The 2,549-nt window shown below is 37.6% G+C and carries 2 protein-coding genes; both read right to left on the reverse strand.

Annotation, left to right across the window (positions count from 1 at the left end):
* Nucleotides 1-564: 564 nt before the first annotated feature.
* Nucleotides 565-1,194, reverse strand: a complete 630-nt coding sequence (locus E8A46_RS21270; protein ID WP_363252257.1) for a transposase — start codon at nt 1,192-1,194, stop codon at nt 565-567.
* A complete protein-coding gene (locus E8A46_RS21275) occupies nt 1,128-1,901 on the reverse strand; it encodes a transposase (RefSeq protein WP_291565516.1) in 774 nt (257 codons plus the stop codon). The genes E8A46_RS21270 and E8A46_RS21275 overlap by 67 nt, the downstream gene beginning before the upstream one ends.
* Nucleotides 1,902-2,549: the final 648 nt, after the last annotated feature.

The raw sequence follows: 2,549 nt of genomic DNA on the forward strand, positions 1-2,549 counted from the left end.
GCACAAAGTGGGCTCCTGATTGCACAACATAAGAAAACGCAGAGAAAGCAAAGACGCAAAGGCGCAAAGAAAAACAGAGGTATTTTTAGAACGTATTTAAGGTTTTAAATTATCATTTTTTTCTTCTTTGCGTCTTAGCGTCTTTGCTTCTTTGCGTTTTTCTTATGTTGTGCATTCAGGAGTCCTCTTTGTGTCCTTTGTGTTCTTTGTTGTGTATTTTTCTGCGTTGCTCAGGAGTGCGGTGCTATGCACCGCTTTCAATGGCGTCGTTCTAAGATAAATGAGTTTAGCTCTCACAAAAATGAGCGGAAAGCTGTTTGCCCAAATTCATTTTACTTCATGGATTTTTCTCAGTACGACGCCATTGAAAGCGGTGCATAGAGGATGTGAAAAAATATAAAACCTTCAGCAATCTATATTCAAAAAAGTGTAAATTTTAAAAAATCAATTCAGGCGGTCAGGTGACTCTTTCGTAAAATTTTTACCCATCCCATCTTTTGTGGAAATTGTGTCTATTTTGTTCATATTTTTCTCGTATGTTCCGGAGAACATTTTCATAAATCATTAAATATTAAGAAAGATCGTTATATTGTGAGTTATTGCGTAAATCAGTGCTACACATTTTACTTTATCTAGTCCTCTCACTCGAAATTGCTGAAAACCCTTATTTCTCGATTGGGCATTTACATATTCAGCTGTTGCTGCACGCTCTTTATACTGTTCTTTAGCCTCTGCAGTACCCATCCTTACTCGCCACTCTCCTACTGCCGTGCTATCCTCAGGACGTTTTTCGTAAGGATTATCTACTTTGGAATTAGTTTCCACAGGCATATAAATTTTACAATTTTTATACTGTTCTCCAACTATATCCAATTGCTCGTGTGATTTGTACCCACCGTCTACAGACCAGGTTTTAGGCACTATTCCGTACATTTTTTCAACCTGCTTTATCATCTGTAACGCTTGTCCACTATCCGAGCCTTGTTTAATAACATCCACACCAACAATTGCTTTTCCTAGATTGGTAGAAGCAAACTGTACATTAAAGGCTGGACGATAGCCGTTACAGGCCATCTTCATTACTCTTGCATCGGCATCTGTAGTTGAAGCACGAGTTTTTTCAATATCTATGTCTTTAAGCTTTTTACGTTCTCTTTTTGCGCTCTTTTTTTTTCCGCTATGATTTCTTTTAATTCATTTTGAGCCAACTCTATTTTTTTTAATTTTTCCTCTATTGATCGACGCTCAGCGGCCTCTAATCTTGCTTTGCAATAACCAGGATCTTTTTTGGCTTCTTCATTTAGATCATTGAGCAACAGAGTTGCTAATACTATGTGTTCCCGTAAAGTTCCCTCTCGCCTAAAAGAAGAGGATCCTGCACTTGCTCGCACTCTCATTCCATCTTGCGATATTTTTTCTAGTGAAATGATTTTGTTCTTTGATAATATAGCCACAGTTTGAATCAATAGATTAGCTAGCTGATCGCCATGGTTAGATCTGAAATCAGAAATGGTGTGATAATTAACATTTACTCCACCACATATCCATTTAAAAGCATTGTGTTCGACGCAATATTCTGCAATCAATCTAGCACTCCCAATACTTTTAATTGTGGCGTAAATCCATATGGATAATAAAATTCTCGGATCTGTGGCTGGACGACCAACATTCCCTTCAACAGCATCGATTTTTCTTAAAACAATTGATAAGTCTAATCCTTCAACATATCGCCATACATCACGAGCTAAATGATCTTTTGGAATTAAATCATCCAAAATTCCTGATTTGATTTCATACTGATCTCGACACGCTTTGACAAGACGAGGTTTGCCTTTATATTCATGAAGAAGTGGCTCTAGAATATTTTCTGGAATTGGAAATAGTGTTTCTTGCTTGTTCATGCATAACCTTGAAGTGGCTATTCGTTTTAGATCTTGTCTGAAGTCGTTTCTGGAAAATTCGGAATGGTATATAAAACAAGAGTTATCTGCAATAAATATCTGAATATAAGATGCTTAAAATTTTTCACAGCCTCATAGCACCGCACTCCAAAGCGATGCCTAAACTGTGTTTGATGAGGTATGTATTGCGGCATCGCAAACAGCATTTATGGCAAAAATTATGGAAGCCTATCGAGAAGCTAGAAGTCTAGCATAATCTACTTCTGCAATTGTCTCGTTAGGGCGATTCAATCAATCACGATTGTCTGAATCGCCCTAACGGGCTCTTTGTTTTATATTGCTAACCCACAGTTCCCTCTGGTCACTGTGGGCTATAATCAGACGTCCTACCGGGCTTAGCAAGCGGCAGGATAATTGATTTAATCCCTCCACTAAAGCTGAGTGATTAAGGTTATATCGTGTGGAGGAATGAAGTCTATTATCCTGCCTATCCTGCCGCTTGCGATCCTGCATATCCTGTTCTTTTTTTGAGATTTTTGCTTTGTCTATTTTTCGTTATTAATTTGTCTTTGTTGTTGTCATCTATCGCAAATCTATGAATATCAATAATCTGCATGAATTCCTAAAAATTTTTAAGAGATCGGACCT

It is taken from the genome of Bradyrhizobium sp. (assembly GCF_004799445.1).
Classification (GTDB): Bacteria; Pseudomonadota; Alphaproteobacteria; order Rhizobiales; family Xanthobacteraceae; genus Bradyrhizobium.

Coding starts and splice junctions, on each gene's coding strand:
- E8A46_RS21275 (WP_291565516.1), bottom strand. CDS start 1,901: ATGAACAAGCAAGAAACACTATTTCCAATTCCAGAAAATATTCTAGAG.